27 protein-coding genes are annotated in these 26,422 nt (G+C 62.6%); 21 read left to right on the top strand and 6 right to left on the bottom strand.

Annotated features, from left to right (window positions below):
- Positions 1-108 precede the first annotated feature (108 nt).
- From fabZ to tilS, 7 genes are all read left to right on the top strand, one after another.
- Positions 109-552 carry a 3-hydroxyacyl-ACP dehydratase FabZ gene (gene fabZ, locus IE061_RS12520; protein WP_026001844.1) on the top strand — a complete coding sequence of 148 codons (444 nt, stop codon included), beginning with the start codon at positions 109-111 and terminating at the stop codon, positions 550-552.
- Positions 549-1,316, top strand: coding sequence for an acyl-ACP--UDP-N-acetylglucosamine O-acyltransferase (lpxA, locus tag IE061_RS12525; RefSeq protein ID WP_039175241.1), 768 nt, complete (start codon positions 549-551; stop codon positions 1,314-1,316). Before fabZ ends, lpxA begins: the two co-directional genes overlap by 4 nt.
- 27 nt (positions 1,317-1,343) lie before the next feature.
- Positions 1,344-2,519, top strand: coding sequence for a lipid-A-disaccharide synthase (gene lpxB, locus IE061_RS12530; RefSeq protein ID WP_193461745.1), 1,176 nt, complete (start codon positions 1,344-1,346; stop codon positions 2,517-2,519).
- A complete protein-coding gene (gene rnhB, locus IE061_RS12535) occupies positions 2,509-3,126 on the top strand; it encodes a ribonuclease HII (RefSeq protein WP_193461746.1) in 618 nt (205 codons plus the stop codon). Before lpxB ends, rnhB begins: the two co-directional genes overlap by 11 nt.
- A 39-nt stretch (positions 3,127-3,165) precedes the next feature.
- Positions 3,166-6,669, top strand: coding sequence for a DNA polymerase III subunit alpha (dnaE, locus tag IE061_RS12540; protein ID WP_193461747.1), 3,504 nt, complete (start codon positions 3,166-3,168; stop codon positions 6,667-6,669).
- A gap of 95 nt (positions 6,670-6,764) precedes the next feature.
- Complete coding sequence (accA, locus tag IE061_RS12545; protein WP_039175245.1) at positions 6,765-7,721, top strand: acetyl-CoA carboxylase carboxyl transferase subunit alpha; 957 nt, start codon at positions 6,765-6,767, stop codon at positions 7,719-7,721.
- Complete coding sequence (gene tilS, locus IE061_RS12550) at positions 7,702-8,997, top strand: tRNA lysidine(34) synthetase TilS (RefSeq protein ID WP_193461748.1); 1,296 nt, start codon at positions 7,702-7,704, stop codon at positions 8,995-8,997. Before accA ends, tilS begins: the two co-directional genes overlap by 20 nt.
- Here the strand turns inward: tilS and ppx are convergent.
- Complete coding sequence (gene ppx / locus IE061_RS12555; RefSeq protein ID WP_193461749.1) at positions 8,994-10,538, bottom strand: exopolyphosphatase; 1,545 nt, start codon at positions 10,536-10,538, stop codon at positions 8,994-8,996. The two genes, tilS and ppx, sit on opposite strands and share 4 nt — an antisense overlap.
- Positions 10,539-10,953: 415 nt before the next feature.
- On the opposite strand from ppx, the gene rho reads away from it, so the two are divergent.
- The 8 genes from rho to IE061_RS12590 all read left to right on the top strand — a co-directional run bounded on the left by rho (position 10,954) and on the right by IE061_RS12590 (position 17,804).
- Positions 10,954-12,213 carry a transcription termination factor Rho gene (gene rho, locus IE061_RS12560; RefSeq protein WP_016915030.1) on the top strand — a complete coding sequence of 420 codons (1,260 nt, stop codon included), beginning with the start codon at positions 10,954-10,956 and terminating at the stop codon, positions 12,211-12,213.
- 61 nt (positions 12,214-12,274) lie between these two features.
- A complete protein-coding gene (gene ubiD, locus IE061_RS12565; RefSeq protein WP_039175248.1) occupies positions 12,275-13,768 on the top strand; it encodes a 4-hydroxy-3-polyprenylbenzoate decarboxylase in 1,494 nt (497 codons plus the stop codon).
- A gap of 41 nt (positions 13,769-13,809) precedes the next feature.
- Positions 13,810-14,589 carry an FAD-binding oxidoreductase gene (locus IE061_RS12570; RefSeq protein WP_189462678.1) on the top strand — a complete coding sequence of 260 codons (780 nt, stop codon included), beginning with the start codon at positions 13,810-13,812 and terminating at the stop codon, positions 14,587-14,589.
- Positions 14,590-14,655: 66 nt separating this feature from the next.
- Positions 14,656-14,784, top strand: coding sequence for a hypothetical protein (locus tag IE061_RS18200; protein WP_016915027.1), 129 nt, complete (start codon positions 14,656-14,658; stop codon positions 14,782-14,784).
- Positions 14,785-14,927: 143 nt separating this feature from the next.
- A complete protein-coding gene (locus tag IE061_RS12575) occupies positions 14,928-15,080 on the top strand; it encodes a hypothetical protein (protein ID WP_161792501.1) in 153 nt (50 codons plus the stop codon).
- A gap of 340 nt (positions 15,081-15,420) precedes the next feature.
- Positions 15,421-16,485 (top strand): 3-deoxy-7-phosphoheptulonate synthase, encoded by a 1,065-nt coding sequence (locus IE061_RS12580; RefSeq protein ID WP_189462679.1) that lies wholly within the window; start codon positions 15,421-15,423, stop codon positions 16,483-16,485.
- Positions 16,486-16,548: 63 nt separating this feature from the next.
- Complete coding sequence (locus IE061_RS12585; protein ID WP_189462680.1) at positions 16,549-17,061, top strand: DUF3087 family protein; 513 nt, start codon at positions 16,549-16,551, stop codon at positions 17,059-17,061.
- A gap of 14 nt (positions 17,062-17,075) precedes the next feature.
- Positions 17,076-17,804 carry an MliC family protein gene (locus IE061_RS12590; RefSeq protein WP_189462681.1) on the top strand — a complete coding sequence of 243 codons (729 nt, stop codon included), beginning with the start codon at positions 17,076-17,078 and terminating at the stop codon, positions 17,802-17,804.
- Between the two features lie 30 nt (positions 17,805-17,834).
- Here the strand turns inward: IE061_RS12590 and IE061_RS12595 are convergent, their stop codons facing one another.
- Positions 17,835-18,914, bottom strand: a complete 1,080-nt coding sequence (locus IE061_RS12595) for a metal-dependent hydrolase (protein ID WP_193461750.1) — start codon at positions 18,912-18,914, stop codon at positions 17,835-17,837.
- 75 nt (positions 18,915-18,989) lie between these two features.
- Here IE061_RS12595 and IE061_RS12600 point away from each other — a divergent pair, with 75 nt between their 5' ends.
- On the top strand, positions 18,990-19,445 hold the full coding sequence (locus tag IE061_RS12600; protein WP_026001843.1) for a DUF411 domain-containing protein: 456 nt from the start codon (positions 18,990-18,992) through the stop codon (positions 19,443-19,445).
- Positions 19,446-19,500: 55 nt separating this feature from the next.
- A complete protein-coding gene (gene gloA / locus IE061_RS12605; protein ID WP_016915020.1) occupies positions 19,501-19,941 on the top strand; it encodes a lactoylglutathione lyase in 441 nt (146 codons plus the stop codon).
- Position 19,942: 1 nt separating this feature from the next.
- On the opposite strand, the gene IE061_RS12610 is transcribed toward gloA, so the two are convergent.
- Entirely contained in the window at positions 19,943-20,566 is a 624-nt protein-coding gene (locus IE061_RS12610; RefSeq protein WP_193461751.1) for a hypothetical protein, read from the bottom strand.
- A gap of 156 nt (positions 20,567-20,722) precedes the next feature.
- On the opposite strand from IE061_RS12610, the gene IE061_RS12615 reads away from it, so the two are divergent.
- From IE061_RS12615 to IE061_RS12625, 3 genes are read left to right on the top strand one after another with little or no spacing between them, the layout of a single operon-like run.
- Positions 20,723-21,055: a PepSY domain-containing protein gene (locus IE061_RS12615; protein ID WP_052196303.1), complete on the top strand. Its 333-nt coding sequence runs from the start codon at positions 20,723-20,725 to the stop codon at positions 21,053-21,055.
- 3 nt (positions 21,056-21,058) lie between these two features.
- Entirely contained in the window at positions 21,059-21,721 is a 663-nt protein-coding gene (locus tag IE061_RS12620; RefSeq protein WP_193461752.1) for a response regulator transcription factor, read from the top strand.
- Positions 21,706-23,070, top strand: a complete 1,365-nt coding sequence (locus tag IE061_RS12625; protein WP_193461753.1) for an ATP-binding protein — start codon at positions 21,706-21,708, stop codon at positions 23,068-23,070. The genes IE061_RS12620 and IE061_RS12625 overlap by 16 nt, the downstream gene beginning before the upstream one ends.
- Here IE061_RS12625 and IE061_RS12630 read toward each other — a convergent pair.
- Both IE061_RS12630 and IE061_RS12635 read right to left on the bottom strand, forming a co-directional pair.
- Positions 23,067-23,843 carry a hypothetical protein gene (locus IE061_RS12630; protein WP_096922096.1) on the bottom strand — a complete coding sequence of 259 codons (777 nt, stop codon included), beginning with the start codon at positions 23,841-23,843 and terminating at the stop codon, positions 23,067-23,069. The two genes, IE061_RS12625 and IE061_RS12630, sit on opposite strands and share 4 nt — an antisense overlap.
- A 47-nt stretch (positions 23,844-23,890) precedes the next feature.
- Entirely contained in the window at positions 23,891-24,604 is a 714-nt protein-coding gene (locus IE061_RS12635; RefSeq protein ID WP_096922097.1) for a hypothetical protein, read from the bottom strand.
- 154 nt (positions 24,605-24,758) lie between these two features.
- Between IE061_RS12635 and IE061_RS12640 the strand changes: the two genes are divergently transcribed.
- Positions 24,759-25,211 carry an META domain-containing protein gene (locus IE061_RS12640; RefSeq protein WP_096922098.1) on the top strand — a complete coding sequence of 151 codons (453 nt, stop codon included), beginning with the start codon at positions 24,759-24,761 and terminating at the stop codon, positions 25,209-25,211.
- A gap of 17 nt (positions 25,212-25,228) precedes the next feature.
- Here the strand turns inward: IE061_RS12640 and IE061_RS12645 are convergent, their stop codons facing one another.
- A complete protein-coding gene (locus tag IE061_RS12645) occupies positions 25,229-26,389 on the bottom strand; it encodes an FAD-dependent oxidoreductase (RefSeq protein WP_193461754.1) in 1,161 nt (386 codons plus the stop codon).
- Positions 26,390-26,422 lie beyond the last annotated feature (33 nt).

The raw sequence follows: 26,422 nt of genomic DNA on the forward strand, positions 1-26,422 counted from the left end.
CTTGAGGCTTGATAACAGCAAGTTATAATCCTCTGCCTTTTGGCCAGCAGGAGTGCTGGTACCTGCCTGACAGGGTTCAGGCGCTATGTCTATTTAGAGGTCGTTACGATGGTTATGGATATCAACGAAATTCGCGAATACTTGCCCCACCGCTATCCCTTCCTGCTGGTGGATCGAGTCACGGAACTGACCGTGGGCGAAGCCATCGTGGCGTACAAGAACGTAAGCATCAATGAGCCATTCTTCAATGGTCATTTTCCGCATCACCCCATCATGCCGGGCGTGCTGGTCGTCGAAGCACTGGCGCAAGTGTGTGGCATTCTGGGCTTCAAGACGGTCAACAAGCTCCCGGCAGATGGCTATGTCTACTATCTGGTCGGCAGCGATAACGTACGATTCAAGCGCCCGGTCATGCCGGGTGACAAGCTGACGCTGGAAGCCAACGTCATTCGTGGCAAGCGCGGCATCTGGAAATTTGCCTGTCGCGCCACGGTGGACGGCGAGCTGGCGTGTGAAGCAGAAATCATTTGTGCCGAGAGGAAGGTGGCTTGATACATCCTACTGCACTGGTCGACCCCACGGCACGACTGGCCGATGACGTCGAGGTCGGCCCTTTTAGCGTAATCGGGCCCGATGTCACCATCGGCGCCGGTTCCGTCATCGGCCCCCACGTGGTGATCAAGGGGCCTACCGTGCTGGGTGAGCGCACGCGTATTTTCCAGTTTGCCTCGGTGGGTGAAGATTGCCAGGACAAGAAGTACGCCGGTGAGCCGACGCGGCTGGTCATGGGCGACGATAACGTGATCCGTGAAGGGGTGACGCTGCACCGTGGTACGGTGCAGGATCGCAGCGAAACCACCATCGGGTCGCGCAATCTGTTCATGGCATACGTGCACGTTGGCCATGACTGCGTGATCGGCAACGACTGCATCCTGGCCAACCAGGTCACCCTGGCAGGGCACGTGACGCTGGGCAACCATGCCATTCTGGGCGGGCTCTCGGCGGTGCATCAGTTCTGCCACTTTGGGGACCATGCCATGGCGGGCGGTGGCTCGATCATCACCAAGGATACTCCGGCGTTCGTCATGATCAACGGCAACCCTGCTGAAGCGCGTGGCCTGAATCTGGTCGGCCTCAAGCGCCGTGGCTTCAGCCGCGAGGCGATTGCCGCCCTGACCACTGCTTACAAGCTGGTCTACCGCCAAGGGCTGACCGTCGAACAAGCTGTCAGCGATATGCGCAGCCGCTTCGACCTGCCGGAAGTCGCGCAGTTTGCCGACTCCATCGAGCGCTCCACGCGCGGTATCGTGCGCTAATACACCTCAACTGGCTGTCTTGTCTCCATGACACTGCAACGCGTATACCTTGTGGCAGGCGAACTCTCTGGCGATATTCTGGGCGCGGGGCTCATGCGTGAGCTACGCGCCCGGTTTCCTGACGTGGAGTTTCGCGGGATGGGCGGGCCACGCATGGAAGCTCAGGGCCTGCAAAGCCGCTTTCCACTGGAAACGCTATCGGTGATGGGGCTGGTCGAGGTGCTCAAGCACCTTCCCGAGCTGATCCGCGTACGCCGTACCCTGCGTGAAGACGCGCTGGCCTGGCAGCCGGACATCATGATTGGCATCGATGCGCCCGATTTCAACACGGGGCTGGAGAAACAGCTGCGGAAAGCGGGCGTGACCACGGCCCATTACGTCAGCCCTTCGGTATGGGCCTGGCGCCAGGGGCGGGTCAAGAACATTGCCAAGGCCGTGGATGGCATGCTGACGCTGCTGCCCTTCGAGGCCGACTTCTACCGTCAGCATCGCGTGCCGGTGGCGTTCGTGGGCCACCCCCTGGCGGATGAGCTGCCCTTGGTCAACGACCGTCAGGCGGCCCGTGAAGCATTGGGCTTAAAGCTCGACGGGCCGGTATTGGCGCTGCTGCCGGGCTCCCGTGGCAATGAAATCCGCTTCATGGGAGCGACCTTCCTGGCGGCGGTCACGCTGCTTTGCCAGCGCAATCCTGGCCTGCAGGTCGTGATCCCTGCGGCGACAGCCCAGCGGCATCGGGAGCTTGCCGAGCTGCTGTCCGGCTACCCCGCGTTGCATCCGTCGGTAACGCTGCTGGACGGCCAGGCAAGAGAGGCCATGGTGGCCAGTGATGCCGTGCTCCTCACCTCAGGTACGGCCGCTCTCGAAGCGATGCTGTGCCACCGGGCCATGGTGGTGGCCTACAAGATGGCACCCGCAACCCATTGGCTTGCCCAGCGGCTGGTCAAGACGGCCTGGATCTCGTTGCCCAACTTGATCGCCCAGGAGAGTGTGGTTCCCGAGCTGATTCAGCACGCCGCCTCGCCGGAGGCCATTGCCCTGCAGGTGGGCGAGCTGCTGGAGGAAGCTTCCACCCGTCAGGCGCTGGAAGAGCGCTTTGCCGCCATGCACGCCGCGCTACAGCGCAATGCCAGCCAGCGTGCTGCCCAGGCCGTGGCGGCGCTGGCGGCGGGGCAGCCGCTGGAGGCCGTCACGGATGGCCATTGATGCGGGTGATTATCCCCCGCTGGTAGTGGCCTATACCGGCCCCTACCTGGCCGGTGTGGATGAAGTGGGGCGTGGCCCGCTGATCGGCAGCGTGGTGGCTGCGGCGGTGATTCTCGACCCCCTGGCGCCCATCGAAGGGTTGACCGATTCGAAAAAGCTGACGGCCCGCAAGCGGGAGCAGCTGGACGTGCAGATACGGGAGCGGGCATTGGCCTTTGCGTTGGCCGAGGCCAGCGCCGCCGAAATCGACACGCTCAACATCTATCATGCCACGCACCTGGCCATGCGCCGTGCCATCGATGCCCTGATGCCCGCCGCCGAATACCTGCTGGTGGATGGCAACCGGCTGCCGGGGCACGCCTTGCCGGGGCAGGCCGTCGTCAAAGGCGATGCGCGCCACCCTGCGATTGCCGCCGCCTCGATTCTGGCCAAGGTGGCCAGGGACGCACAGATGGCCGCGCTGGATTTACGCTATCCTGAGTATGGTTTTGCGCGCCACAAGGGCTATCCGACCAAAGAGCACCTGGCGGCTCTGGAAGCCCATGGCCCGCTGGCCGAACACCGCAAAAGCTTTGCGCCGGTACAGCGTCAGTTAGCGCTGCTGTAGCGCTGCCTTTTTTCATTTGCGCTTTATGCTGAGAGTCTCATGACGGTTCCGTTCGTTCATCTTCGTTTGCACAGTGAATACTCCCTGGTCGATGGTCTGGTCAAGCTCAAGCCGCTGGTCAGTACCACCGCTGAACGGGGGATGCCCGCGCTGGCGCTGACGGACGAGACCAACCTGTTTGGCCTGGTGAAGTTCTACAAGGCGGCGCAAGGAGCGGGGCTCAAGCCCATCATCGGCAGCGACCTGTGGCTGGCCAATCCTCACGATGAAGCGCACCCGTACCGCATTACGCTGCTGGCCATGAACCAGGACGGCTATCGCAACCTCACCGAGCTGATCTCCAAGGGGTGGACCCACGGGCAGCGCCAGGGGCGGGCGATTCTCGACAAACAGTGGGTACTGGCCCAGAGCGACGGACTGATTGCGCTGTCCGGCGGCCGCGATGGCGACATTGGCCGTCATTTGCTATCGGAACACGAGCGTGAAGCGCGCCAACTGCTGGAGGAGTGGCAGCAGGCCTTTCCCGACCGTTTCTACCTGGAGCTGGTGCGCACAGGGCGGCCGCTGGAGGAAGCCTGCGTGCACGCCAGCGTCAAGCTGGCCATCGAGACCAACACGCCGGTGGTGGCCACCAACGACGTACGCTTTCTGGCCCGCGACGATTACTGGGCCCATGAAACCCGTGTCGCCATCGGGGAAGGCAAGGCGCTGGACGATCCACGCCGCGAGCGCCGCTATACCGAAGAGCAGTACCTGAAAAGCCCGGAAGAGATGGCGGCCCTGTTTGCCGACATTCCGGAAGCGCTGGAAAACAGCGTGATGATTGCCGAGCGCTGCAGCGTGGATGTGCGCCTGGGCGAGATATTCCTGCCGGAATTCGGCATCCCCGAGGGCATGACCCAGGATGAGTTCTTCCGCAAGGTCTCCCATGACGGCCTGACCGAGCGGCTCGACTTTCTATTTCCCGCCGAGGAGTACCCCCGCGACGGCGACGCCTTCCGTGAGATCGAGCAGCGCTACCGTGACCGCCTGGAGTTCGAGCTCAACGTCATCATCCAGATGGGGTTTCCGGGCTACTTCCTGATCGTCATGGACTTCATCCAGTGGGCCAAGGACAACGGCGTGCCCGTTGGCCCTGGGCGGGGTTCCGGCGCGGGCTCGCTGGTGGCCTACGCCCAGAAGATCACCGACCTGGACCCGATTGGCTACGACCTGCTTTTCGAGCGCTTCCTCAACCCCGAGCGTGTCTCGATGCCCGACTTCGACGTCGACTTCTGCATGGAGAAGCGCGACCGGGTCATCGACTATGTTGCCGACCGCTATGGCCGCAACGCGGTCTCCCAGATCGTCACTTTCGGCACCATGGCCGCCAAGGCCGTGGTGCGTGACGTGGCCCGTGCCCAGGGCAAGCCGTACTCGCTGGGGGACAAGCTCTCCAAGCTGATCCCGTTCGAAGTGGGCATGACGCTGGCCAAGGCCATCGAGCAGGAGCCCGCCCTCAAGGAGTTCATCGACAACGATGAAGAGGCGGAAGAGATCTGGGAAATGGCCCTGAAGCTGGAGGGCACCACCCGGGGCACCGGCAAGCACGCGGGGGGCGTGGTCATCGCGCCCACCAAGCTGACCGATTTTTCGCCGCTGCTGTGTGACGAGGATGGCGCCGGGCTGGTGGTTCAGTTCGACAAGAACGACATTGAAGACGCTGGGCTGGTGAAGTTCGACTTCCTGGGGCTGCGGACCCTCACCATCATCGACTGGGCGCTGGAGATGGTGGACAAGGTGCGCGATGCAGCAGGCCAGGGCCCGCTCAATATCGATGCCATCCCGCTGGACGACGGCAAGACCTTCGAAATGCTCAAGCGGGCAGAGACCACGGCGGTGTTCCAGCTCGAATCCCGCGGCATGAAGGAGCTGATCAAGCGGCTGCTGCCCGACTCCCTGGACGACATGATCGCCCTGGTGGCCCTGTTCCGTCCGGGCCCGCTGCAGTCGGGCATGGTGGATGACTTCATCAACCGTAAGCATGGCCGGGCGGAAGTATCTTATCCACACCCGGATTACCAGCATGAGCTGTTGAAACCGGTACTGACGCCGACCTACGGCATCATCCTGTACCAGGAACAGGTCATGCAGATTGCCCAGGTGATGGCGGGCTACACCCTGGGCCAGGCGGACATGCTGCGCCGAGCCATGGGCAAGAAAAAGCCCGAAGAGATGGCCAAGCAGCGCTCCGGTTTCATGGAAGGCTGTGCCGCCAACGGTATCGACAAGGACCTGGCGGGCAACATCTTCGACCTGGTGGAGAAATTCGCCGGTTATGGCTTCAACAAGTCGCACTCGGCGGCCTACGCGCTGGTTTCTTACCAAACTGCATGGCTGAAGGCCCACTACCCAGGCCCGTTCATGGCGGCGGTCATGTCCACCGAGATGGACAACCTGGACAAGGTGGTACCGCTGATCGAAGAGTGCCGCCATCTGAAGCTCACCGTGACACCCCCGGATGTCAACGTGGGTGGCTACAAGTTCACCGTGGATACGGAAGGCCGCGTAGTGTACGGCCTGGGGGCCATCCGGGGCGTGGGCGAAGGCCCGATAGGTGCCATCGTCGAGGCGCGCAATGCCGATGGCCCCTTCAAGGACCTGTTCGATTTCTGCCGCCGTATCGACCCCAAGCGCATGAACAAGCGCACCCTCGAAGCGCTGATTCGCTCCGGGGCGCTGGACACCCTGGGCCCCAACCGTGCCGTGCTGGCTGCCGCCATGGAAGACGCCCTCAAGGCCGCCGCCCAGAACCATGCCAACCAGAATCTGGGCATGCTGGACATGTTCGGGGACGCGTTTGCTGCCGAAGAAGAGGCCGGGGATGTGTACGCCGAGTACCGTCATGCCCGGGAGTGGACCGACCGCGAGCGTCTCTCGGGTGAAAAAGACACCCTGGGGCTTTACCTTACCGGCCACCCCATCGATGAGTACGAGCGCGAGCTCAAGCGCTTCGTCTCTACGCGCATCAGCGACCTCAAGCCGTCCCGCGAGTCCCAGCGGGTGGCAGGGCTGGTGGTGGCCATGCGCACCATGAAGTCCAAGCGTGGCGACACCATGGCCTTCATCACGCTGGATGACCGCACCGGGCGTATCGAAGCGTCGCTGTTCGGTGAGCTGTTCGACCAGTTGCGCGGTCAGATCGAGTCGGATCAGGTCATCATCGTCGAGGGAGAAGTCTCCAGCGATGACTTCTCGGGCGGGCTGCGCCTGCGCGGCAAGGACGTCACCCCGATGGTCACCGCCCGGGTGCGCTATGGCCAGGCCGTGGAACTGGCGCTGGATGCCGGGCAGATCAATGGCCGCCTGGTGGATAGCCTGCGCGACAGCCTTGCGCCTTACCGGGATAGCGAAGGCCTGCCGGTGAGGTTGCAGTATCGCCATCCGGACGCCGTAGGGTGGCTGGAGCTGGCCGATGAGTGGAAAGTGGCCCCCAGCGACGACCTGCTGCTGGCCCTGCGCGACGTTCAGGGCCAGGTGGGGGTTCAGCTGCGCTATCGCTGAGCCCTTGCGTGGCGGGGTCAGGGTGCGATAATGGCCCCAACCGAGATGCGTTTTGACAATGCCTTTTTATGACAGGCAGCTTACAGGCAGAGCCGATGAATCCAAATTATCTTGATTTTGAACAGCCCGTTGCCGAGCTCCAGGCAAAGATCGAAGAGCTGCGTCTGGTCAGCTCCGACAGCCAGGTGAACCTCTCTGACGAGATTGCTCGGCTGGAAGAGAAAAGCCGCAAGCTGACGGAGTCGATCTTCAAGGACTTGACCCCCTGGCAGGTTTCCCAGCTATCGCGGCACCCGCAGCGCCCCTATACGCTGGATTACCTGGAGTACATCTTTACCGACTTCGACGAGTTGCACGGTGATCGCAACTTCGCCGACGACGCGGCGCTGGTCGGTGGCGTTGCTCGTCTGAACGATGCGCCGGTCATGGTCATTGGCCATCAGAAGGGCCGCGACGTCAAAGAGAAAGTGCGCCGCAACTTCGGCATGCCGCGTCCGGAAGGCTACCGCAAAGCGTGCCGTTTGATGGAGATGGCCGAGCGCTTCAAGATGCCCATTCTCACCTTCATCGACACTCCTGGCGCCTACCCCGGCATCGATGCCGAAGAGCGTGGCCAGTCGGAAGCCATCGCCTATAACCTGGCCGTCATGTCGCGGCTGAAAACGCCGATCATCTCTACGGTGGTCGGGGAGGGTGGCTCCGGTGGTGCCCTGGCGATTGGCGTGTGTGACGAGCTGCACATGCTGCAGTACTCCACCTACTCGGTCATCTCTCCGGAAGGCTGCGCCTCCATTTTGTGGAAGAGTGCCGAGAAGGCCTCCGACGCGGCTCAGGCCATGGGTATCACGGCCGAGCGCCTCAAGGAGCTGGGGTTCGTGGACTCGTTGATCAAGGAGCCGCTGGGCGGCGCCCACCGTCATCCCGTCACCACCGCAGAGCGGGTCAAGGAAGCGCTGACGGCAAGCCTCGATCGGCTCCAGGCGCTGGACCATGAGGCGCTGCTGGAGCGCCGCTACGCACGCTTGATGAGCTATGGCGCCCCTGCCGCCTGACGCACTGCTTGCGCTGCTCGACGACGCCCTGGCGGAGACCCCGCCGGGGCGTTGCGTTTGGGTGGCGCTCTCGGGCGGACTGGACTCCTCGCTGCTGCTGACTCTGGCTGCAAGGGCCTGCCAGCTGCGTGGCCGCAGCCTGCGTGCGCTGCACGTTCACCATGGTTTGCAGCCTGCCGCCGCCGACTTCGAAGCCCACTGTACAGCGCTTTGCCAGCGGCTCGGCGTCCCGCTCAGCGTGGCGCGGGTCAGCGTCGAACCGCAGGGGGAGGGTATCGAAGGCGCTGCCCGGCGGGCGCGCTATCAGGCCTTTTTCGAGTACCTCGCCCCCGGCGACACGCTATGGCTGGGCCAGCATCAGGATGATCAGGCAGAGACCTGGCTGCTGGCAGCGCTGCGCGGAAGCGGTATTCGTGGGTTGGCTGGCATGCCTTGGCGCCGTGAGTGGCAGGGGCGTGTACTGCTGCGCCCGTGGCTGCGCGTTCGGCGAGACCAGCTGCGCGAGGCTGCCCGGCACGAGGGGCTGGCGTGGTGCGAAGACCCTACCAATCAGGATACCTATTACGATCGCAACTACCTGCGCCACGCCGTGCTGCCCGTGCTCGGCCAGCGTTGGCCCGGGGCCGCCCGGGCGTTGGCCCGCAGTGCCGCCTGGGCGGGAGAGGCCGATGGGCTACTGGCCAGCTACGCTGCCGATGAGCTGGCCGGTTTGGCGCTGTCGCCCGGGTGTATCGACGCCCATGCCCTGGCCGCGCTGCCACTCCCTCGCCAACGGCTGCTGGTGCGGACGCTGTGCCAGCAACACGGGTTACCGACGCCGCCACAGGCGCGGTTGGCCAGCCTGCTGGACCAGTTGCGTGCTGCCGCTCAGGCGCGTGTGTGCATCACATGGCCTGGGGCCGAAGCGCGGGTATGGCGGGGCGGGCTTTACGTGATGGCCCCGCAGGCACCGCTGGATGGCTGGCAGGCGGTGTGGGATGGCCGGGCAGGCCTGGCGACGCCGCTGGGCACGCTGGCGCTCGAGGTGGAAACGGGAGCACAAGATGCGGCTAGCGCCTCATTCGTGCTGCGTGGGCGTCAGGGCGGAGAAGCGCTGGTGCTGCCGGGGCGTGGCCGTCGTGACCTGAAGCGCTGGTTGCAGGAGCAGTCGATCCCCCCTTGGGAGCGTCAGCGGCTGCTGCTGGTGATGGAAGGAGAGTGCTGCCTGGCCATCTTGCAGCCGCCTGCCAGAGTGCTCTGGCAGGCGGCGGGGGTGGCGGTGCGGTGCCCTGACTAGCTGACGAGCGTCAGCACGAAACCCGCCCCCGCAATATGCCCCTGCTCTTGCTCCAGGTCGGTGCTCAGCAGGGTAGGCTCATCGCTCTGGGGGAGCGTGATCACCAAACCTTCACCGCTGTCATCGACCACGATGTGTGGCAGTGCCGGAGGGCTTTCGGGCCGAGAGTGATTGAGCAGCACCGCCAGACGCAGCAGGCGAGCCAGCTTGCCCGCCGTGGGCTGTTGGGATGCGGGCAGTGCCTGCCACTCCTTGAGCGGAAACTTGCGTCGATGGGCGCGCACCAGAAAGGCCAGCAAGCGCTGTTCCGGGCGTGAAAACCCGGCCAGGTCCGAATGCTCCAGTAAGTAAGCGCCGTGACGATGGAACTGGCTATGGGAAATGGCGAGCCCGATCTCGTGGACATGGCTGGCCCAGTTCAGGAAATGTCCCTGTTCGTTGCTCAACCTCCAGGAGGGCTGGAGTCGTTTGAACAGCCGCCCAGCGGTGTCGGCCACGTTCTCGGCTTGCCGGGCATCCACGTCGTAGGTGCGCTTGAGCAGCTCCAGGGTGCGTGAGCGAGTGTCTTCGGCACTGTTGCGCCCGGCCATGTCATACAGCACGCCTTCCCGCAGCGCGCCATCGGCAAAACGCATCTGGTGCAGGTCGAAGGCTTCGAAAACGGCATTGAGAATGGCGATGCCCGCCGGGAATACCCGGGCGCGGTCTGCCTTCAGGCCATCCAGCTCGACCTTGTCCAGGTGCTTGCACTTTACCAGCCGCTCTCTGAGCTTTTGCAGGCCGCTGCGGGTAATCACCCCTTCCTGGGGCGCATCGCCGTAGGCGAACAGAACGCTGGCGGCAGCCTTGATCGTGCCGCTGGAGCCCACCGGGTCATCCCAGCCCAGGCGCTGGTAAGGCCGCTGGATATTGGCCAGTTCCGAGAGTGCCGCCAGCTCGGCGCGGCGCATGCGCTTTTCGGTAATCTCGCCATCGGCAAAAAAGCGCTGGCTGAACGTCACGCAGCCCATGCGCAGGCTCTCCAGCGCCTTGGGCTCGAAGGCTTCACCAATGATGAATTCCGTGGAGCCCCCGCCAATGTCGACGATCAGGCGGCGGCCGTTCTCGGCCAGGGCATGGGCGGCGCCCAGATAGATCAGTCGGGCCTCTTCACGCCCCGCAATGATTTCAATGGCGTGGCCAAGCTGGGCTTCGGCGCGTTCGATGAAGTCCTGGCTATTGTGGGCGTCGCGCAGCGCGTTGGTGCCCACCACCCGCAGGTTGGCGCTCTCTATGTCGGTCAGAAAGGGCGCAAAGCGGCTCAGGCAATCCAGCGCCCGCTGCATGGCGGCTTCGCTGAGGTAGCCATTAGCATCCAGGCCTGCAGCAAGCTGCACCTTCTCACCCTGCCGGGCAACGACTTGCAGCCGCTCGTTCTGGTAGTTGGCAACCAGCAAGTGAAAGCTGTTGGAGCCCAGGTCAATGGCGGCCAGGCGCTGAGGGGCAGCGCTGTCTACTTCGCTGTTAGGCGCATCGGTGGGGAGCGAAATGTCCTTGGGCATGAGCTATCCTTCAAGTTGGCTATGCCAAGGTTGCGGCGCCCTCTGGCTATTGTCAATTGCCAAAGGCTTGCGTTTGTCGCGGGGCTTGACTACCATCGGGTAACTGGCCTGATCCGAGTTGGCTTGTACGTCCAGACAAGCGTGTTGACTCGGCACCCCGAGCAAGACGTATTCCGATGGCATCAGCCAGATGTCCAAGTCGTCAGATAACCTACCCTCACGCCCAGCGGTCACCAATTACGGCTAATGGCTACATCATGGCCGACGCGACTGCCCATACTTATCAATCGAGCGTGTGCCTGGATGGAGTCTGAACGCATCACTCGGCGCTTTGCCCTAATGACTTAGGCCTCGCCTCCTGTCTTATTCCCGGCGCTCGTCGCCCAGCTTTCATGAGCAATTTTCTAACACACCGATGAATCTCACTGAACTCAAGCAAAAAACCGTTCCCGAGCTGCTCGATATTGCCCGCGAGATGGGTATCGACAACCTCGCCCGTTCGCGCAAGCAGGACATCATTTTCGCCATCCTCAAGAAACACGCCAAAAGTGGCGAGGACATTTATGGCGACGGTGTACTGGAAATTCTTCAGGACGGCTTTGGCTTCCTGCGTAGCGCGGATAGCTCGTACCTCGCCGGACCGGACGACATCTACGTCTCGCCTTCACAGATTCGTCGTTTCAATCTGCGCAAGGGCGACTCCATTTCTGGCAAGATCCGTCCGCCGAAAGAGGGTGAGCGTTACTTTGCCCTGTTGAAGGTGAGTCAGATCAACTTTGACCGCCCGGAAAACGCCAAGCACAAGATTCTCTTCGAGAACCTGACGCCGCTGTTTCCCACCGAGCGTCTGCGCATGGAGATCGGCAACGGCTCCACCGAAGATCTCACCGCACGTATCATCGACCTGACCGCCCCCATCGGCAAAGGGCAGCGTGGTTTGCTGGTGTCGCCCCCCAAGGCGGGTAAGACACTGATGCTGCAGAACATCGCCACTTCCATCACGCGTAACAACCCCGAGTGTCATCTGATCGTACTGCTGATCGATGAGCGCCCGGAGGAAGTCACCGAGATGTCGCGCACCGTGCGTGGCGAAGTCGTGGCCTCGACGTTCGATGAGCCGCCGGCGCGTCACGTTCAGGTCGCCGAAATGGTCATCGAGAAGGCCAAGCGGCTGGTCGAGCACAAGAAGGACGTGGTGATTCTGCTCGACTCCATCACCCGTCTGGCGCGGGCCTACAACACCGTGGTGCCCAGCTCTGGCAAGGTACTGACCGGTGGTGTCGATGCCCACGCGCTGGAGAAGCCCAAGCGGTTCTTTGGTGCGGCGCGTAACATCGAAGAGGGCGGCAGCCTGACGATCATCGCCACGGCGCTGGTCGACACCGGCTCCAAGATGGACGAGGTCATCTTCGAAGAGTTCAAGGGTACCGGCAACATGGAAGCCCACCTGGACCGCAAGCTGGCCGAAAAGCGCGTCTTCCCGGCCATCAACATTCGTCGCAGCGGCACGCGTCGCGAAGACCTGCTGGCGTCGGAAGACGAAATGCAGCGCATGTGGATTCTGCGCAAGCTGCTCAACCCGATGGAAGATACGGCCGCGACCGAGTTCCTGATCGACCGTCTGAAAGATACCAAGACGAATCTGGAATTCTTCGAGGCAATGAAGCGCCGTTAAGGCGCTGCATTGTGGCGCCACCCGCTACGCGGCGACTGATATCCGGGTTGAGGAGAGGACCTTGAAGTACAACGACTTGCGCGATTTCATAGCAGCGCTGGAAGCTCAAGGTGAGCTCAAGCGCATTACCGCCGAAGTTGACCCCTACCTTGAAATTACCGAAATCTGTGACCGTACGCTGCGTGCCGGTGGCCCGGCACTGCTGTTCGAAAATGTCAAAGGTCACGACATGTCCCTGTTGGGCAACCTGTTTGGTACGCCCAAGCGTGTTGCGCTGGGCATGGGGCAGGAGTCGGTAGAAGCCCTGCGGGAAGTCGGCAAACTGCTGGCGTTTCTGAAGGAGCCTGACCCGCCCAAAGGGCTGAAAGATGCCTGGGAGAAGCTGCCGATCTTCAAGCAGGTGCTCAGCATGGGGCCGAAGAACGTCAAACGCGCCCCGGTCCAGGAAGTGGTCTACGAAGGTGACGACGTAGACCTGGACCGTCTGCCCATTCAGCACTGCTGGCCGGGTGATGCAGCGCCGCTGGTGACCTGGCCGCTGGTGATCACCAAAGGGCCGCACAAGAAACGTCAGAACCTGGGGATCTACCGCCAGCAAAAGATCGGCAAGAACCGGCTGATCATGCGTTGGTTGTCTCATCGTGGGGGCGCGCTGGACTTTCTGGAATTCCAGAAGGCGCATCCTGGCGAGCCCTTCCCCGTGGCCGTGGCCCTGGGGGCAGACCCCGCCACGATACTGGGAGCGGTCACCCCGGTGCCCGATTCGCTCTCGGAGTACGCGTTTGCCGGGCTGCTGCGCGGGTCGCGCACCGAGCTGGTCAAGTGCGGCCATGCCGAGCTGGACGTGCCTGCCTCCGCCGAAATCATGCTGGAAGGGTTCATCTACCCCGACGACATGGCCCCGGAAGGCCCCTTCGGCGACCACACCGGCTACTACAACGAAGTAGACCGGTTCCCGGTGTTTACCGTGACGCGCATGACCATGCGCCGCGACGCGATCTACCACTCTACGTACACGGGGCGTCCTCCCGATGAGCCCGCCATTCTAGGCGTGGCGCTCAACGAGGTGTTCGTGCCGATCCTGTGCAAGCAGTTCCCCGAAATCGTCGATTTCTACCTGCCGCCGGAAGGCTGCTCCTACCGCATGGCGGTGGTCACCATGAAGAAGCAGTATCCGGGCCATGCCAAGCGGGTGATGATGGGGGTGTGGAGCTTTTTGCGTCAGTTCATGTACACCAAATTCGTGATCGTGCTGGACGACGACGTCGATGCCCGTAACTGGGAAGACGTCATGTGGGCAATCACCACCCGCATGGACCCGGCCCGGGACACGGTGATGGTCGAGAACACCCCCATCGATTACCTGGACTTTGCCTCGCCGGTTTCCGGGCTGGGCTCCAAGATGGGCCTGGACGCCACCAACAAGTGGCCCGGGGAAACCGACCGAGAGTGGGGAACGCCCATCGTGATGGACGATGCCATCAAGACCCGCGTCGACCAGCGTTGGGAAGAGCTGGGTATCGATATTCCCCTGCCCGCACCGCGACACGGCTAGTGCTGCCGTGGGACTGAACGATTTGCCAAAAAGAGGCTTTCATGAGCGTTAATACGTCAACGTGTAAAACGCTGACCTGCCAGGTGACCGCCGTTGAAGATCTCACTCCCGATGTCTTCAGGGTGGCGCTTGCCGGACGCGCAGAGGCAATGCAGCATGCGCCCGGCCAGTACCTGGAACTCAAGCTGGACGACGATACCTGGGTGCCTTTCTCGATTGCCAGCGCCGACCGCGGCGACGGCACCTTGGAACTGCAGATCCAGCACTGGCCCGAGCGCGAGAACTCCCGTCGGTTACGCCAGTTGCTACAGGTAGCCAACCAGTTGACCGTACGCCTGCCCAGCGGTGTCTGTGTGCTGGATGGGCAGAGTGAGCGCCCCTTGCTGCTGATCGCCGCAGGAACCGGGTTCGCGCAGATGAAAGCCATCGTCGAGGCGGCCCTGCGTGACCAGCCACAGCGGCCGATATCGCTGTGGTGGGCAAACCGCGAGCACCGCGACCTGTATGCCGAAGACCTGGCATGCCAGTGGGCTCAGCAGGCCGAGCAGCTGTCGTTTCATGCAGTGACCGAGTTTCCGCTGACCGAACCTCTCGCTGCTGGCGAGCGTATTCACCACCACCAGGGGCGGGTAGACCTGGTGCTGGAAAGCCAGTTGGTGAAGGCGCTGGAAAAAACGCTGGGCACGCCGGAAGGCTGTGATATTTACCTCTCTGGTTCGCCGGGCATGGTGTACGCCTGTGTCGATGTGCTGGAGCGGCTGGGCGCGAGCAGTGAGCGTATGTTCTCGGATGTGTTTGCCTACGCTCCACGCCCTCACTAGAATGATCCACCGACGTAAGCAATAGAGCGGCAAGAGCCGCCTGTAGACCCTTGACGAGGAGGCTATATGGCCCATCATGATGAAGACTTCAAAGATGAATCCGGACTGCTGCCTATCGTGCTGGGCATCGTCGTGCTGGTCAGCATGAGTGCGCTGCCCGCCACCATCGGCTGGATTCAGGCCTTCAGTAACTGAGGCTGTCGCTGGCCTGGCGGGCAGGCCAGCCCCTTGAACGGAAAATCTTGCATGAAGAACCTCGAATGGCGGGTTGCCATTTGGCATTTTGGCAGGCAGGATTAAGCAGTATCGTCATTATGACTTTTCATGAGGAAGCCGCCATGCATCATGCTGCGTGTTCAGACCGCCGCCAGCGCCAACCGGAAACGGTGGCGAGCGCGTGGGCGAATACGTCGCTGAGCGTCGCGTCTTCCCAGTCCGTTTATTATGCAGCGTATTGGTTTAGCCAGGGTGTGCCGCTGGCCGACGCCTGATGTCGGGCCGGCAGGCACACCGCACAGGTGACCTGCCGCATGCAAAAAAGCCTCGGTGGGTTACCCCACCGAGGCTTTTTTCGTTTTACGCTGCGGTCAGCCAGGCTGGCCTGAACGGGCCACGGGTTTTCATTCAATGCAACACAGGAGCTGCACCATGTCTTACCGCAACCGCGCAATCGTTAGCCCCCAGGCCTTCCGTCATATCGGCTATGGCTATGGCTGGCGATTTAGTGACGCGCGGTCGGTGCAAGCTGCCACCTCCGACCGTGCTTGCCTGGGTGGCAAGGAAGGATTGCGATGTTTAGCGCTGTGTCCCACGATCTCGGAGAGTTGACCCATGAATGCCCCTATTGCCCCCCAATGCACGCCCCTGGCAGACGACCACGTCTCCTTGTCCTCCACGCCCTTGCCGTTGCCCGCTGAGCTGCGCCAGCGCATTGCCATCAGTGCCCCCTTGGCCGTACAGATTGCCGAGCAGCAGCGTGCAGTGCAGCGTATTTTGAATGGCCAGGATGACCGCCTGCTGGTGGTGGTCGGGCCTTGCTCCATTCACGACCCGGATGCCGCACTGGAGTATGCCGACCGCCTGGCGGCGCTCAGCGACGACATTGGCCAGCATATCCTGCCGGTCATGCGTGTCTACGTGGAGAAGCCGCGTACCACGGTGGGCTGGAAGGGGCTGGCCTACGACCCGCACCTGGATGGCAGTGGCGACATGCCTCATGGAGTTGCCCTGTCGCGGGAGTTGATGCATGCGGTAGCCTCGCGCGGCTTGCCGGTAGCGACCGAGCTGCTGCAGCCCATGCTGGCGCCTTACCTGGATGACCTGCTGAGCTGGGTGGCGATTGGCGCGCGGACCACGGAGTCCCAGCTGCACCGGGAGCTGGCCAGTGACCTGACCGCCGCAGTGGGTTTCAAGAATGCCACCAGTGGCGATGTGCAGGTGGCCATCGACGCCATGCAGGCCGCGGCGCACGCCCATCAGCGGTTTGCCATGGACCGCCAGGGGCGCCCCATCATGCAGGAAACCGCCGGTAACCCGCACACCCATGTGGTGTTGCGCGGCGGGCACGGCGAGCCCAATTACCAGGCCCACCACGTGCAGGCGGCCATCGACACGCTGCAGCGTGCGGGGCAGAACCCGCGCCTGATGGTGGACTGCAGCCATGCCAACGCTCGCAAGGATCATCGTCGGCAAAGCGAGGTCATGCGGGAGGTGCTGGCGCAGCGCCAGGCAGGCGAGGCCCGCCTGGTCGCGCTGATGCTGGAGAGCCATCTGTTCGAAGGCAAGCAGCCGCTGAGCCCGGGCCAACTGCGCTATGGCGTCTCGGTCACCGATGCCTGCGTGGGTTGGGAGACCACCGAGCGGCTGCTGAAGAGCGCCGCCGAACAGCTGGCCTGAGCGCGTTGACTGACCTGGTCAGCCCCGTATCATAAGAGGTTCCTTTCGATAACGAGGTTGGCCATGGCCTTTACCCTTGAGCAACACGATCCAGATACCTATCGGCGCAAGGCGCGCATCATCAGCATCATCATGGCAGGGCAGCTGGTGGTGTTCGGCCTGCTGTTCTCCATGCTGCTGACCGCGACTTTCGGCAGCAGCTTCTGGCTGAATGCCCTCGGGGTGCTGCTGGGCCTGTTGGCGACCAGCGCCATGTTTGCCGCCCTGCGTGAGCGGCCCTGGATGGTGGAGATGCGCTATGTCTGGCAGCTCAAGCACCACCTGTCGCGCATCAGCAGCTATCTGCAGCCGCTGCGTCGTGGGGTAGAAGAGGACAATCGTCTGGCGCTGGATATCCTGACCTTTTATCACCAGGGCATGTCGCAACTGGCCGAACTGAACGGCCGCACCACCGATGACGATGCCGAACGGCTGGCCGAAAAGATGCAGGTCAAGGTCCGGCGCGAAGCGCTCGGCTTGCCCGCAGAGGTAACGTCTTTCGATCCGCACGATCTCAGCGCCTTCAAACCGTCATAACGGGAACCTGCCTCATGATCGCCAAGCCCATTACCTTTCGTCCGCTGTTGGCCATGGCCTCGGTGGCCCTGCTGGCAGGCTGTGCCAGTGCCCCACCTGCGGCAGAAACCCCCACCCGCACCACGGTGCATAGCACCGCGCCCTTGTTGCCTTCTGCACTGTTTCCCGGCAGTGCGGAGCAGTTCCAGGCCTGGCATTGCCAGCCTGCTCATCAGGACCTGGTCACCGCCTTGAATGGCGACGAATTACGCTTGTGGTCGCTGCACGGTGCCTGGCGTTTGCCGCAGGCCGTGGTGGCCAGTGGTGCGCGTTATCAGGATGGCGAGATCAGCTTCTGGAACCGTGGCGAGCAGGCCCAGGTAGAGACGCCGCGTGGCCAGTTGCAGTGCCAGCAGGGGTTGGCACGCGCTGCGGCCACCCGTTCGGCACATCCGGGCGTCATGTTCCTGGCGCGAGGCAACGAGCCCGGCTGGAGTATCGAGCTGGCCCATGACGCACCGGTCATGACCTGGACCACGCAGTACGGCAGTGAAACGACCACGCTGCCTTATATGGTCAGCGTCATGGATAACGCCGCGGGTCGTGTGGTGATCGAAAACGCCGATGCCGAGTCGTTTTTCCGGGTAAGGATCGAATCAGGGGCCTGTTTTGACGACATGAAAGGCCAGCCGTACCCAGCCCGTGTCACGGTCAGTATCGGCGGCGAGCAGTACAAGGGGTGTGGCCAGGGCATTGCGCCCTGACCACAATTCTGAGCTTCCCTTCATGCGGGGTCAGCAGCGATAGAGGAAGGGCTCTGCTCGCCATTGAGGATCGACGAAGTCAGTGGCGCAGAGTGCCGAAATATCGCCGCCTGCCCGTGACGCCAGGCGCGCCAGCGTTTCCAGCTCCAGCCCGCGAGGGGTGCTGACCTGTTCGCTGCTCTCCAGCGGTACCCAGCGCTCATCTTCCCGGGTGGCCAGGGTGAAGTTGAAGGGGTGAAAGCCGGGGAACCCGAGGCGAATGTCGGTGGCGATTAGCGTATCGACGCCATCGATCTGGCGGATCTCGTAGCGCAGGAATGGCCCCGTGAACCAGGCCAGGCGCTCCCCTTTGGGGTTGCCAAGGGCCGCGCTTTCCAGTGCCACGTTACGCCGCAAGGGCTCAAGCGTAGGTGTGCGCTGGCGGTCGAACACGCTGATCAGACTCTCGTAGTAGTGATCGTCGTCAATGATCGTGGCGCGCCATAGGGCAATATTGAAGGGGGTGGGCTGCACCATTACCGGCGCCTGCTGCAGGTTGGCCTCGGCCAGGGCGGGGGCCAGGCGCTGCTCGACGTGCCACTTGGCGCCCGCTGCCAGCAGCAGGTAGGCGCTGGACACCGCCAGGCCCACGCGACACGCTTTTTGCACCTTGTGGGTCGAGGCGCCAATCAGCAGGGCCAGCAATAGCGGCAGCGAATAAAGCGGGTCGATGATGAACACGATCGGCCAGGCAGCCGGGGGCACTTCCAGCGGCCAGAACAGCTGAGTGCCGTAGGTGGTCAGGGCGTCCAGCAGCGGGTGGGTGGTGAGGCAGAGGACGTAAAACCACCACCAGTGGCGCAGGTGAACGGGGCGCTGCCGCGTGGCGGGCCAGCGGTAGGCGGTCAGGAGGGCCAGCAGCGTACCCAGCCCCGTCAGCACGAACAGCGAATGGCTGAAGCCACGGTGCTCGGTGACATTGGCCACCGCATCGCCGTAGTCCAGCACCACGTCCAGGTCGGGCAGTGTGCCCAAAAGCGCGCCCACCACGATGGCCTTGCGGCCCCAACGGCGTCCCAATATCGCGCCGCCCACAGCGGCGCCCAATGCCGCCTGTGTAATCGAATCCACTGATGCCTCCCGGGGTCGTCCCGTCTATCGCGTGATGGTGTTAGTATTATACAGATCTTTAGTGATGGTGATGAAATGTCAAAAAAACGTCTAATAATGCCGCTGTTGATGATAGCAGGGCTGGCCGTATCGTTGTCGTCTGCACAGGCCGCTCCCGTGATCGAGGTACACAGTGACCCACACTGCGGCTGTTGCAGCGACTGGGTCAGCCATCTGGAAGAGGCTGGCTTCGAGGTCGACCACCACCGCCATGATGGGGTGCGCGCCATCAAGATAGAGCATGGCGTTACCCCTGAGCTGGCGTCCTGTCATACGGCGCTGGTAGAGGGCTATGTCATCGAGGGCCACGTGCCAGCGGGTGACATTCAGCGCTTGCTGGAGGAGCGCCCGGCTATTGCTGGCCTGGCCGTACCCGGTATGCCGCATGGTTCACCGGGCATGGAAACCGGCAGGGTAGACGACTACGCGGTGCTAGGATTCACCCGCGATGCGCGTCCGCCTGCTATCTTTAGCGAGTATCTTCAACCATAGCAAAGGGTTAGCGCTGACCTACTGGCGCTGCACTTGACCAGAGAGAGACGACTCAATGCAATTTCTACATACCATGGTTCGCGTCCATGACCTGGACGCTTCGCTTCACTTCTATTGCGACCTGCTAGGTCTTAAGGAAGTACGCCGTAAAGAGAACGAGAAAGGGCGTTTTACGCTGATATTCCTGGCTGCGCCGGACGATGAAGAGCGCTCAGCGCGCCTGACGGCGCCCGAGCTGGAACTGACCTACAACTGGGACCCCGAGGAGTACACCGGCGGGCGCAATTTCGGTCACCTGGCTTACCGTGTCGAGAACATCTACGACCTGTGCCAGAAGCTCCAGGACAATGGCGTCACCATCAATCGTCCGCCTCGGGATGGCCATATGGCGTTCGTGAAGTCGCCGGATGGCATCTCCATCGAACTGCTGCAAAAAGGCGATGCCCTGGCACCGCAAGAGCCCTGGGCATCCATGGAGAACAGCGGTAGCTGGTGATTCAGTCGCGGTGGCGCTCCTTGTAGATGTCACCGCTGAATTCCATGTGGAGCTCTACGGTTTCACCGAAGGGGTTGATGGCGCGTAGCTCCACGTGGCGTGACTTGTACTCCACACCGCCCAGCGGCTGATACCCCGCCTGGCTTGCCTGCTCTCGGAAAAAATCATCATCGTTGCGGAGTTCGGTCAACGAGGCATGTGCCACGGGTGCCGAGCGGTCCAGCCGGTTTCCTGCCAACGGGGGCGATGTCATTGGCTCGTCTACTTCTATCAGCGCGTTACCGATCACCAGCCAGCGTGCCTGCATGCGCTGGCCGTCCGGCAGGCCGAAAACCCCGACCTCGTCACCCGGTTGCACCTCGGTGTTGGCACTGCCTTCGGGCCAGGTGTCGATCAACAGCCGCCCGCTGGCATCTTCCAGCACGAAACTGGTGCCGAAACGCTCGCTGACCACGCCTTCGACGTACAGCCCCGCACTTTGTGCCGTGGCAATGGGCGTTGCGGGGGTATCCAGGTCCGGTTGAGCCTGTGCCGGCAGGGCCAGGAGAGCCAGACACAGCGCCCCCAGGCGCATGAGCGGGGCGATGATGGCCGTCGCCTTCACTTGCCAATGGTATAGCAGCATAGTGGTTACCCATGTTATTAACGCAATACGTTCGGCCATTATAGGCCCTGCAAGCTGACGGTAACCTGAACGGCAGCGCTGTTCAGTCAGGGTTAAGGCGATGCTGGCTATAGTAGCAAGCCCCATTTCAGAGTGGTCTTGCAAGGAGTCGCGACGATGATTAAACGCTTCAATCACATACGAGCCCTCATGCTGGGCGCCAGCTGGCTGTTGCTCGGGTTGCCTGCCATGGCCATGGCCCAATTGACCGCCAACGAGGCCATCGACATCGTTCAGCAGCGTTATCAGGGCGAGCTGCTGGATATCGAGGTCAAAAGTGGCCGAGGGTGGGAGAACAGCGACCAGGTATACGAGCTGCGCTTGTTGACCGAGCAGGGCAACGTGCTGAAGATTCGCATCGCCCGTGAGAATGGCCGTTTTCTGGAAATCGATGGCCGGGGTCAAATAGAGGCTCGTCTGCTGCCTGCCTCCGCCTCGGAGGGAACCTGAATCATGCGTATCCTGGTGGTGGAAGACGAGACGCATCTGGCCGAGCAAATGCGTACGGCCCTTGAAGTTAGTGGTTTCGTGGTGGATGTGGTCGGCGACGGCAACGAAGCGGTCTACATGGGCAATCAGGAAAGCTACGATGCGGCAGTGCTCGACCTTGGCCTGCCGGGGCGTGATGGGCTCAGCGTACTGCACGATTGGCGGCACCACGGCCGCACCCTGCCCGTCGTGATTCTGACTGCACGGGATGGCTGGAGTGAAAAGGTCCAGGGGTTTCGGGCAGGCGCGGATGACTATGTCACCAAGCCCTTTCGCATGGAAGAGATCATCATGCGGCTGCGTGCGCTGATCCGCCGGGCGTCAGGTCATGCCGATGTGGTGCTGCGCTGTGGTGAGCTGGAGTATGACTCCCAGCTGGGGGTCTTCAGTTTGTCGGGTCTGCCCCTGAAACTGACGGCCTTCGAAACGCAACTGCTGGTATACCTGATTCATCACGCCGAGAAGGTGGTGAGTCGCACCGAGCTCTCCGAGCATTTGTACTCCTATGACAGTGACCGAGATTACAACTCGCTGGAAGTGATCATCAGTCGGCTGCGCCGCAAGGTCGGGGCCGGGCGTATCGAAACCCTGCGTGGCCAGGGGTATCGGCTGTGTCGTCAGCCATGAATCTCTCCTTGCGGGCTCGTCTGCTGGGGTCTGCGGGGCTATGGAGCGCTCTGGCGCTGATAGCGGTAGGCATCTTCATCTATTGGCTGTTCAAGGCGCATGCCGAACGCACCTTCGATGCACGCCTGGAAGCCAACTTGCTGGGGCTGATGGCGTCGGTGGAGTTCAACGAGCAGGGGCAACTGGTCAAGACTCGCGATGTTGGTGGGCCTCAGTTCGACCGTATCTATTCGGGCTGGTACTGGCAGATTGCCCACGAGGGGGAGGTGCTGATTGCCTCGCGCTCCTTGCTGGATGCCAGCCTGGCCGTGCCGCCCGTCTCGGCAGGTGCCTTTAGCCTGGCTGGGCCCGATAAGGAGCCTTTGCGCGCCAGGGCACGCCAGTTTTCGGCGCCGGGCAGTGGGCCTGGGCTCACCATTACCGTGGCAGGCCCTCAACAGGATATCGACCATGCACTCTCCCAGATCATTCTGCCCTTGGGGGCGTCGCTGGGGGCGCTGGGCATCGGGCTTGGCCTGGCGGTATGGTGGCAAGTGCGCTGGGGATTGACGCCGCTGACGCGGCTGCGGCGCGATCTGTTGGCGGTGCGACAGGGGCGTCGTGATCGACTCGCCCTTGCCACGGTAGAGGAACTCAAGCCGCTGGTGGAGGAGATCAATGCCCTGGTACAGCACAACCGCGAGGTGATTGCCCGCAGCCGACAGCACGTAGGCAACTTGGCCCATGGGCTCAAGACGCCCCTGGCCATGCTGGTCAATACCCTGACCAAAGCGCAGGTCAACGACCCTGTGGTCAGTGAAGCGCTGACCCGTCTTCAGCGGCTGGTAGACCACCATCTGCGTCGCGCTCGTGCGGTAGGCGCCGGTTATCATCTGGGCGAGCGTACCCCTGTGGCCGATACCCTGGAGGGCCTGGTGGTGGTAATGCGCCATGTCTATCCGCAGGTGGCAATCGACGTCCGCTGCGATCCTGAGCTGGCCTTTCGCGGGGAGTCCCAGGACCTGGACGAACTGCTGGGCAATCTGTTGGACAACGCCTGTAAATGGGCGCAGCGCCAGGTAACGGTGGAGGCCCATCTGGAAACCCCCAGCACCCTGCATCTGGTCATCTCGGATGACGGCCCTGGCATGTCGGAGCAACAGCGTGTGAAGGCCGTAGAGCGAGGTGAGCGTTTCGATGAGTCGACGCCTGGCGATGGTCTGGGGTTGGCCATCGTGCAGGACCTGGCTCAGCTCTATGGCGGTCAACTGACCCTGGCTGAGGGCTCGGCGGGGGGACTGAGTGTTCAACTGGTGCTCCCGGCTGCGGAAAGACCGCCCGAAGGCGGCCCTGATGGGGTGAAGCGTTAGTTGAAGAAGCCCATGGTGTAGTGGCGTTTTTCACGGTAGACCTGGCCCGCATAATCGACGTGCAGTTCCACGGCTTCACCGCGACTGTTTTGGGCCAGTACTTCCAGGTGGCGGCCCTTGCTGTCGACGATTCTGGGGCTGGTGTAACCCTGCTGTGCGACCAGCTGGCTGACTTGCGCCATGGGCACCGTGCCCCACTCACCGGCACGCGGCCGCGACTTGCCTGGGCGATGGATGCGCCACTCACGGAAGCTGCCGTCATGTTCGAAGCGTACTTCTACCGGCATGCCATTGGCGGTGGTCTGTACACGAACATGGCTACTCTTGGGCTCTACCCGATAGATGTCACCAAAGCCACGCTCCTGCAACTGAGCCTGCAAGGCGGCGATATTGGCTTGTGGCGCATGCCACTGGCCTCGCGCTCCCTGTGCCATGTGGGGCGCGGGAGAGAACGCAGATGCGCTGCTGAGGGAAGTGCCATCACTGTTGAGCACTTCCTGTGCCTGCAGAGTGCCCTCGAAGCGCTGCCCGGTAACCGTGACGGTGTCTCCTTGGGTCACGTTGGCGCTGGCATGCGGAGATTGGCGAACCAGAACCCGCTCGCCGTTGGCTTCGATGACGAAATCATGGCCGAAGTGCTCTTGTACTTCGCCCTCCAGGGTGCTGAACCCCGGGGTTTGGGCCACGCTGCTCAAGGCCGTGGCGCTGAGTAACAGTGCAAGCGTGGGGGTGATGACGCGACGCGTGAGGCGTGTTTTGAGTGCTGTGTTCATGAGATATCCTCTCTATTGGTCAGCAAGTCTGGTCGGCATGTGCCGGGTTATTGGGCGGGCCACTCGGGAAGACGTTTTTCCCGGTAAACATCGCCGCGGTAGTCCACGTGCAGCAATACCGTCTGCTCATCGGCATTGCTGGCGACCCACTCCATGTGTCGGCCTTTGAACTCCAGCAGCGTGGCATCGAGGTAGCCCTGATCTGCCAGTGAATCGATCACGCTCTCTTGCGCCAGGCTGTCCAGCGTTTCGTCACGGTGGGGGCGGTCATGGCCTGGGCGCTTGATATGCCAGCTCAACAGTTCGCCCTGTTCATCGATGTCGCTGCGCACCTCGAAGCCATCGCTGTTGATGCTGGTGATACGGAACGTGGCGTCGCGGCGCTTCAGCTCCACCATGTCACCGAACGCTCGCTCTGCCAGCAGTTGCTGGATGGCAGCCACGTCTGGCGCACGCACCGATGGGCGCTGAGGTTCGGCGTCCTGGTCACGCTGCTGTGGCGAGCCCACCACGGCCTCGGTGATGGTGTCGCCTTCCAGGCGGCCTTCGATGCGGATTTCGTCACCTACCTGAAAGGTCTGTTCAAGCGCTTCGGCAGGGCGAACCAGCAAACGGCGGTCGCCCTCGTCAATGATGAACAGATCATCGAAGCGCTCGACGATTTCGGCGTTGAGTTCCACGTTCTCCTGCGCGGCCAAGGGGGTGGCGAGCGCCAGGGTGCAGACGGCAGTCAATAGGGTTTTTAAAGGCAGTTGTGGCATGTCGATATCCTCTGATGGTGAAGTGAGGCATGCTTGTGGTGCGCTAGCCCCTCAGGTAACAATGTGAACTTTAAGCAATAGGGGCTGAACCCTGACTAAATCGCTGGTTCAAGTTTGATTCAGGTTAGGCATATCCCATGGAGAGACAGCAGATATGAAATACGATGGCGTGAAGTGGGTACTGGCTGCCTTGGGGGCAGCCATGTTGGTAGGGTGCAGCAGCGCGCCTGAGCAGGAACGAATCGAAGCGCCGCAATCCACGCTGTCGGGGCCGGTCGTCGAGCAGCGCTGGAACCTGCTGCTGGTGGGGACCGATGAGCGTTTGTCGATGCCCAGTACGCCATTTTTCCGCATTGGGCGTGACGGCAAGGTGAGTGGTTCGGATGGCTGCAACCAGTTTACCGGTACGGTCAGCCTGGGAGAGAGTCAGCGCATCGAGTTCGGTGGGCTGGCGTCGACCCGCATGGCCTGCCCGAACATGGAAGATGCCAAGCGGGTCACGGACATGCTGGATAACGCCTACCGCTACCTGATCGACCATGATCGGCTGGTATTCTTCGGCCCGGATAGCCGGGTGCTGGGCGGCTGGCGCAAAGCCAACGGCTAGCAGCGGCAGGGGCGGTGTTAATGCGTGAAGGGCGGATTGAAGCGGGCAATGAAGCGCGCATCGATCCGCTTTTTCCATTCCCATACCCAGCGGCCTGAAAAACCGATGGCGCCTCGACTGGCAATGGCGCGACCGTCCCCTGTGCCAATCAGTGCCAGCACACGCCTGGGGGGCTTCCAGGTGGCCAGCGGGGCGCCGTGGCAAGCGGCTCGCAGGTTGTCGGCCAGCACGGGCCCCATGCGCACTGCGTATACGCCGGCCTTGGGCAGTGGCGGCGTGTGCTGGGCCAGCGTTGCACAGTCTCCCGCCGCAAATATCCCCGAGTGGCCTGTGACTTCGAGGGTCGTGTCCACGCTGATGAACCCCCGTTCGTTGCGGGGCAGCGCGGTTTTCTCGAGCCAAGGCTGGCCCACGGCGCCGGTGGCCCAGAGCACGATATCGGCGTCGATACGCTGGCCTGCTTGCGTATGCACGCCGCCCGCCACCAAGGCGCTGCCCCGTAATCCCGCGTGTACGGCAATATCGGCCCGTTGAAGTGCGCGCAGCACCAGTCTGCGCGGTAGCCAGCCAGCGCCAGGCAGCAGCGAGGGGGACGCGCTGATGATGGCGCCTTTCCATGCTACGTCGGGACGCCGCTGGCGCAGCTGTGCCAGTACGCTCATCAGGGTTTCACAGCCCGCCGCACCGCCCCCCACGCTTACCACGTTCTGCCGTGTGCCGGGAGTCAGCTGGTCGACATCCTCCAGCAGCGCCTGCCAGCGATGGTGCAGAGAACCGAGTGGCCGCATGGCCAGCAGGGCGGGCAGCGTGCGCTCAGCGTTTTCGGGGTGCTGAGGCTGCTGGAGAGTTGCGCCCACGTTGAGCGAGGCCACGTCGAAGGCCACCACATGGCCATCTGCCAAGGTGACCTGGCGTTTCGTGGGGCACAGGGCCACGGCCGGTGAGGCGATGAGTCGAGCCCCCGCCCGCTGGCAGAGCGCGGCGATATCCAGCTGGGTGTCGCGCAGCGTGCACTCCCCCGCAAGCCAGGCAGGCACGCCACCGGAATAGGCGGCAAGTGGACTATCGCTGACCACCGTGAGCGATATCGTCGGGTCCGGGCGCTGGGCAAACGCTTCCAGCACGAAGGCGTGGGCGTGGCCTGCGCCGATGAGTAGCAGCCGCTTGGGTGGGGGCATCGGGAGTGCTCTTTTGTCGAGGGCTGCAGGGCA

It is taken from the genome of Vreelandella hamiltonii (genome assembly GCF_014651795.1).
Classification (GTDB): Bacteria; Pseudomonadota; Gammaproteobacteria; order Pseudomonadales; family Halomonadaceae; genus Vreelandella; species Vreelandella hamiltonii.